Source organism: Mycobacterium neumannii (assembly GCF_002245615.1).
Lineage (GTDB): Bacteria > Actinomycetota > Actinomycetes > Mycobacteriales > Mycobacteriaceae > Mycobacterium > Mycobacterium neumannii_A.
On the sequence record NZ_NKCO01000006.1, the window covers coordinates 212,973 to 220,191 of the forward strand.

Below are 7,219 nucleotides of genomic sequence, written 5' to 3' on the forward strand. Positions count from 1 at the left end.
GACATCATTATGGCCTCGATCTGCACAAGGTCTGCTGCGCCGTGGCCAGACCCCATAGTTAGGCTTTACAACGCACAGACTGAACACTGCATTGAATCGTCGTCGTCATCGAGTGCGTCACCGAGTACGTCCCATACGGAGCGGTTTTTTCTGCGCTTCTTCGCCTGTTGTTGTGCCTCTTCATGCCGAGCAAGGATCTCTTCGCGACGGGCGAGGAGCTCGGGTAGAGACTCTCCTCCAGACCAGGTGTACTGACGACCTTTCATCGCGTATTCCCCGAACGATGCGTCACCGTCGGCGCCGGCGTCCTGGCGGACTTTAGACTCGATCGCGATCGCACGCTGGAAGAGTTCAGGATGGCGCTCGGCGAGTCCCACCCACTCCGCCTTGCGCTGATAAAAGCAGAAATAGCATCCCGATCGCGTGCGCCAGTCGTAGTACTTCGGTAAGCCGATGCCCGCGTGCTCCAGGATGCGCAATACACCATCATGGTCGATGTTGTTCTCAACGAATGGCAGCACCGTCCTGATGTTCGGCTTAGTACTTACATAACCCTTCCGGCCGGACTCATCTGCTCGAATCGCCACGTAAGAAACAGCGGGATCGTCGCCGATCCACTCTTCGAGTGGCTCGATCTTCATCTTCTTCGTGCACCAGCGCATCTGCGGTGAAGGAAGCGTTCCACGATAAACCTCGAACCAATGATCGAAGCCCTTCCGAGCGTTGAGCCGAGCAATTGGTTTTCCCAACGCGGTCTCGAGGCGATCGAGATACTCGTATGTCTCGGGAAGCTCGGCACCCGTATCGCAGAAGAAGTACTCCATCTCCGCGACACGGTCCCGCATATACACAGCAAGCGCGCTGGAGTCCTTCCCGCCGCTGATCCCGCAGATGTGTCGGATAGCGTCAGCCATATCTTTCGTCCTCCCCTTGCACTCCCTGAGCAGCCATCGAGTCGGCCGTATCGTGCTCTATGGCCAACCTTGCCATGAGCATCCGACAAGCCGCCGATCGAGACACCCCACCTTCCATCAAGGTAGCGAGCAAACGCTCAAAATGGGGGTCAATCGCGACTTTCTCAGGCTCGGTGAGGGCTAGCAGCTCGATTGATTCGGAGCCGTCGGGACGCGTCAGCGTCATGCGGCTCGCCGAGTACCCATCAGTTTTATGCGCAGCAAGGCGGTCGTGCAAGAGCGCCGATGTACGACGCAGCGCACCCCCGAGCTCCGCGATACGGAGTGGAAAACGACCTACGGCGTCGTCCGTCCAGACGCGTGGCGCCTGACCTTCACACACCACCATCGCTATGTTCTCTAGCCATTCATCGTCATTGAGCGGTCGCATAAGCGCGCCGACGAAAGCCTTCAGTCTCGGCTCCAGGACATGGCCCTGAAGTCGCGTCGCATCGGCGGATAAGGCCTGGCGTAACTCCCGCAACTCGCTTGACGTCGACGTTGCTTGTGCGAGCTGTTGCCTGATTGACGTCATCAGCTTCGGGAAAGACTCGCGCAGCTCACGGATCGCGTTTGCGAGGCGGTCAGCGAACTCATCCGCGACCCGTTTATCGAGACGCCCTCGACCACCGAACGGCTCCATACCGAATATTCCCGGAAGCGTCTCGAAGAGGAGTACGTCGGGCTCGGCGGCCTGGTGAAAGGCATCTCGCACGGCGATGGCCTCTAGCGACAGCGCGGCTCTGGTCTTCTGCGTGTAGGGCGGCAGCAATCGCAACTCGCGGAATAGCGCAGTCGCGACGTTTAAGAAAGTAGGTGCGTCGGATGTATTGCGACTAGTGATCCCCATTCGCGTCACGAGACTCTCGATCACCATCGCCCGCTTGCCGCTGCCCGCCGCCGTGTTCTTAATCGAGAAGTGACCTAGATTTTTGGTTAATCGCTCCGCGACAGCATCGTCAATCGATAAGACGAGGCTCCCGTGCTCGTATAGAGCGATCTCATCACTCCGGACAACGAGGCCAGTCAAGAGAAGCAGAGGCACGATCCCGTCTTTAAGACCCACCGGAGGTGAAGTCAAACAAGACCGGATCTCGGCGAGGCTCACACGCCCGCCCACCGCCGAGTCGAACTGAGAGTTCATCAGAGACCAGATGCGCTTCCAGCGCAAGTCTTTAGGAGAACAGAGCTCCCAATGCCCCTTGTCCGTTGGCCGATGCAATCCAGTCTTGCGAAAGAGCGCCTCATAGATGGCCCGTTCTGGCCCGTAACCCTCTATCGCAAATGCCTCGACATCCCGATGAGCGAGCAGAGCATCCGTGAGGAACCTGCGCGCTTTAGCGCCTTGGCTCGTGAGCTCTCGGCGAGCAACCATTTCATTCGCGATGGGAGGTGTCTCGTAATAAACCGTGTCAGCCACATCCGACAACAGCGCCGACACACCTGCCGAAGCATTAAGCAACTCCCCGGTACCCGCAAGAAACCACCGCGCGCGCGCATTCCACGTCTCAGCGATAACCACTTGCAACCTTTGTACCGCTGCCGACGCCCTCTCAACCAACTCGGCCCGCGCCACCCAATCAGCGCCTTCGAGCTCCGCACTCTTCAACGCCGAACTTAGGGCGGCGGCGTCGATTGCAGCTTCTCGAACCGCTGAAACATCATCCGGTACTACGTAAACAGCGGGCCGTCCATCGGCTGGACGACCAGCCGATCGTGGATCCAATTTTGAACTTGTCGCGTAGTAGATCACGCCGTCCAGTGCAGGATCGAGCTCTCCGGCCCCAGCTCTGCCGTCACGAGCAAATGCACGTGCAAACACACGTAACACACCAGTCCGCTGGCTATGACGCCCCGCGACAAGCGGTTCGAGGCTCACCGCATTGCTCAACAGTTCATCAAGATCGGCTGCTGAATACGAGCTCCGTGCGTTCTCGACCACCTGGCGAAGGTTGTAATCGGAACCTTGCCAGATCCTGTACTCGTCGGAGAACGCTCGATAGGTGATCAACCCGGCGTCAACCAACGACTTGACGACCGAATCGGTCTCTGCGGAACATTCGGGATCAGAACCTAAAGCTAGGTGCAGTATTGCCTCTGACGCTCTTATCCGGCCCCCGCTGGCCACGAGGTTGAGCAGGCCAATTGTCTTGAGAACCTTCAACTGTGCCAGCGTGAGCCCTGGCGTATCCCGGATCCGGGTTTCAATCTCGATCCACCGACTAGCCCCGTCGGCCACACCGATCATGCTTCCCGATGACTCGAGAAAATAGTCATATAGGAGGTCCAGGCCGGCGAATGGAATCGGCGCGCTCGGCTCCCACCTGGCCGCTCGGAGATAATTCGGAAGGGCGAAAGGTTCAGCTCCCGTTAGGAAGGAGAAGAGTGTGCGCTCATTCTGTCCGTACCGGCTGCATAGCTCGGGAAGTACCGCGAGGGCTACCGGATGAAGAGGCATCGCCGCCAGCGCATCCTCGGCAACATCACGTAAACCGAGGCTTTCCAGGGTGATTCGATGTTCGGATATCCAGCGATCAGCATCACGTCGAAAGGCGTCATCCTGCTCGAGTGCAGATGCGATGAGACGTCGTGACTGCGAAGGCGTTTCCACGTACGGAATATCTTGGAAACGTCCTTGGACCTTCGACCATTCGCGCCGGCGAGCAGTGGAGCTGCCCTGAACGTAGTCATCAAAGGACAGATGTTGCATTGTGATGATGACGAGTGGCGCAGCTTGGTCCCCCTGCGTCATCTCGGCAAGCTCTTGGAGCAGGAACGGATCACCGTCGCTGCCCGAAGTCGCGAAGTACTCCAGGTTTTTGCCGAATTCGTCAATCACGAGGAGCACGGGATTGTCTCGCGTCATTTCCTGGATGACTGAGCGAATTGCTTCAGGAGTTACGCCGCTCTTGCTATCAGCGAAATGGGGTGGAACTAAGGCCTTGGTGGCGTTAGTATGTCGACGAGCCCCCGTGTATAGCGCGCGAGCGATAGTTGCGGCTACGGGCTCGCTACGCGCTGTGGCGAACGCACGAATGAAGCCTGGCTTGCGGACATTTACGTAGCGCATTCCAGCCCGGAGTGAATCATCCACATCAGGCGCGACACTCGCCAGAATCGCGTGCGCTCGCTTGAATTCCGCTGTCAAGGAGCCAGCGAGAAGTCCGTCGAGGAAGACGGCTAAAGACGACTTACCGCCACCGTGAGGCCCAGTGATGGTGAACGTCCGGCCTGACGCAGGATCGCGCAATCCACTGGCTACCCGGGAGATAACGTCAAGCGCACGACCGGTAGGCATGTAGCCATCAATCGCCGCGCTGCCATGGTCACGCTCAACATTGGCTGATCTGCTGAAGCGATCGCTCGTTTTTACATAGTTCGCGAGTGTCGTCCTCATGCCGCGTCTTCCCCCCTTCTCGCGCGAGCCTTTTTGACCCGTCGAAGCACACGCTCAAGTTCTGCGTCAGCGAGATACGGCTCTGTAGCGGTAAAGCCCGCGAGCACACAATCAGAAAGACGCGGTAGGTCTGAATGCTGAGCCCGCCTTGCCGCGAGCAGTTCAAATACGACATCACCCACGGGCGCACTGATCGCGAGCTGCCTCGAACCGGCTGGCCGGACGAGTCTGAGATGTCCAACAACCGCTTCAGATTCCTCGATCGCTTCCGCTATGTCCTGTTCGGTGACCTTCAGTATGCGACCGGGTGAGCCTGGGTCTGCAGCGAGTCGAGTCAGCGATACCGTTTGCGTTCCCTCTACTCCGCGACTCAAGTAATCGAGGCACGCGTAAGTGACTGCAGCAGCGGGGAGGGTTGGCTTGGGCCCGCGGATCATGCGGTATGAGTGCTTCTTCGCGCCCTGCGAAGGGCGGATCAATCCCAGGTCACGGAAAGGCGAATCCAAGAGATCGTCAACGGTTTGGCGGCCCTTCGTATCCCGACGCGAGTACATTCGTAGGAGGCAATCGATGTCCTTTTGCACGCTGCTTTTCATCGGTTGCGACCACGTCGTGGCGGCTATCTCATCAATGCAATACTGCAGTAATTCATCCTCGGTGAACTCAAGCGCACCGAAGTCATTAAACGCCAAGCGCCACACTGGAAGAACCGTCTTTTCGGATACAGCGTGCCAATGCAGCATCCACAACGTGACCCCATCTTCAATGAAGGGGTCTAGGCCTACACGGTCGTCCAAGAGGGCGCGACCAAGGCGTGTGGGCGTGTAGATGGATGTGCGTGGCCGGTCGGGATGGGGGCGCCGCGCGACCACTTTAGTAGCTAAAGCCCAGAAGCGGATCGCCTCAACCATGTTCTTACCGACGCCAAGCTCGACTGGGGCCGTCTTCTCATTGAAGATGTTCGGGTTACGGGCTGCGGCGTCGTACCCCTTCTTGATCCAGCCAAAGCGGGGGTGAAAAGTCTGATGATTGGCGAACATTGGGATCGCTGATTGTTCGAGCGTCACTCAACTACCTTTCCAGTGAGACGTCAGTTCGCGGACGCGCGTCACTGCGGCACTTATCGCGCGCGCTGCGGCCATCACGTCTTCTTCCGTAGTTGGCCGCCCGAGTGAGATGCGTAGCGATTCAGACGCCGCAACGCCGCTCAGCCCCATCGCCAGAAGAACATGTGACGGTATAGGCACGGCGGATTGGCAGGCGGAACCCGCTGACACCTGCACATCTGGCATAGACGCCATTACCGCTTCGGCGTCTGCGTCAATAAATCGCACGTTCAAAGTGTTTGAAAGCCGCTGGGCGCCAGCGGCGTTGAGATGAACATCTCTGAGCCCGAGCCTCAGCTCAGCCATCAACATTGCAGCAAGAGCGCCTATGCGTGTTGTGTCGGTCACCTGCTCCTTCATCGCAAGCTCTGCGGCCAATCCGAACCCGACGATCGCGGGAGTATTCTGCGTCCCTCCGCGCAGACCTCGTTCCTGCCCTCCGCCCGCAGCGATAGGAACGAGCAATTTCTGAATGTGCCGATCCGCAATTAGTGCACCGGCGCCCTTCGGTCCATAGATCTTATGGCTGCTGAAGACCATAAGGTCTGCTGCTTTGGACACTTCATCGAGCGGACCCTTGCCGACCACCTGCGTCGCATCGATGAAACTGAGTACGCCGTGACGCTTTGCGATCGCCGCAGCTTCAGCCACGGGCGCGAGCACACCGGTCTCGTTGTTGGCGGCCATGGTTGCCATTACCGCGACTGACTCATCAAGGAGGTGTTCGAGCGCGTCGAGATCGATCACTCCGGATTCGTCGACTTTTATGTGCCGAACTTCGCCGCCACTAAGTCGAGCACCGAGCTCTGCCGCAGCCAAAATCGCTTTATGCTCTGTGGGAGATACGACTATGTCAGGGCGGCCCCGAACACCCAACATCAGGCCCAGCAATGCGATGACCGCGGCTTCGCTCGCCCCGCTTGTGAAGATGACATCGCGCGATGGACGGTTCGCAAGGAGAGCCACGCGACCGCGTGCCTCCTCCACGAGTTCGGCCGCGGCCTGCCCAGCACTGTGGTGCAAACTAGCCGGGTTGCCGAATGCTCCGACCGCCTCGGTCAAGGCGGGAAGAATGCGCTGGTCAACCGGAGTAGACGCGTTGTAGTCGAGGTAGACCATCGGGTTGATCCTATCCGTCTGACAGTAAGATTTAGGGAGCCACGCGGCGTCAGCACTGTCGCACACACGTCCGACAATCCAAGCGCACATCTCGGGGTGCTACCCCCTTCGGGACGAGGGGCCGGCGGTCGACCGAGAGACCAATGAGCAACCTGCGAAAGGCCGTTGAAAGCTCTGGTGGCAGCCCGATCACCACTCAACCAATCCGCGACCTCTGCCGTGCCCGTAGCGAGTTGGCTGGGAACTATCACCGATGCAGCTCGGCGGTGCTCGCGTGCATACCCACCCTCAGCGGATAACTACGCCGAATTGTTAGCCGGGTTCCAACCAGCTGTCGAGTACGCCCCAAGCCCGACTAAGGAGATGTTCCGAGCGGGTACGTAAGAAATCACGATAACGTGACACCCAACCAACCGGTGAGGCGATCGCGGGCTTACGGCTAGAGTAATCAGGCCGGCAGTCGACCTTGGCGCTCAGTCTTCAGCAAGACGCAGCGGGATTTGGCACTTACACCCGCTGCCGGGCGCGTGTCGGTTCTCTGCCGGTCAAGTAGCCCAGCGGTGCCAACCCCGTCCGCACCAACCCCACACTCTCCGACACCTGTCCCTTACACACATCTAACCCTGCAGACCAAGGCCTACTGG

4 protein-coding genes are annotated in these 7,219 nt (G+C 58.8%); all 4 read right to left on the reverse strand.

All coding sequences use genetic code 11. The annotated features are described in order from the left end of the window. Positions 1-65: 65 nt before the first annotated feature. The 4 genes from CEX88_RS10380 to CEX88_RS10395 are packed head-to-tail and all read right to left on the reverse strand — an operon-like array spanning position 66 to position 6,575. The gene (locus tag CEX88_RS10380; RefSeq protein WP_094293407.1) at positions 66-914 is read right to left on the reverse strand and encodes a phosphoadenosine phosphosulfate reductase family protein; all 849 of its coding nucleotides are present in this window, start codon (positions 912-914) and stop codon (positions 66-68) included. Continuing rightward, positions 907-4,350, reverse strand: a complete 3,444-nt coding sequence (locus tag CEX88_RS10385) for a hypothetical protein (RefSeq protein WP_094293408.1) — start codon at positions 4,348-4,350, stop codon at positions 907-909. The genes CEX88_RS10380 and CEX88_RS10385 overlap by 8 nt, the downstream gene beginning before the upstream one ends. Next, positions 4,347-5,417 (reverse strand): DUF4007 family protein, encoded by a 1,071-nt coding sequence (locus CEX88_RS10390; protein WP_094293409.1) that lies wholly within the window; start codon positions 5,415-5,417, stop codon positions 4,347-4,349. Before CEX88_RS10390 ends, CEX88_RS10385 begins: the two co-directional genes overlap by 4 nt. Further along, positions 5,418-6,575, reverse strand: a complete 1,158-nt coding sequence (locus tag CEX88_RS10395) for a cysteine desulfurase family protein (protein ID WP_094293410.1) — start codon at positions 6,573-6,575, stop codon at positions 5,418-5,420. Between the last annotated feature and the right edge of the window lie 644 nt (positions 6,576-7,219).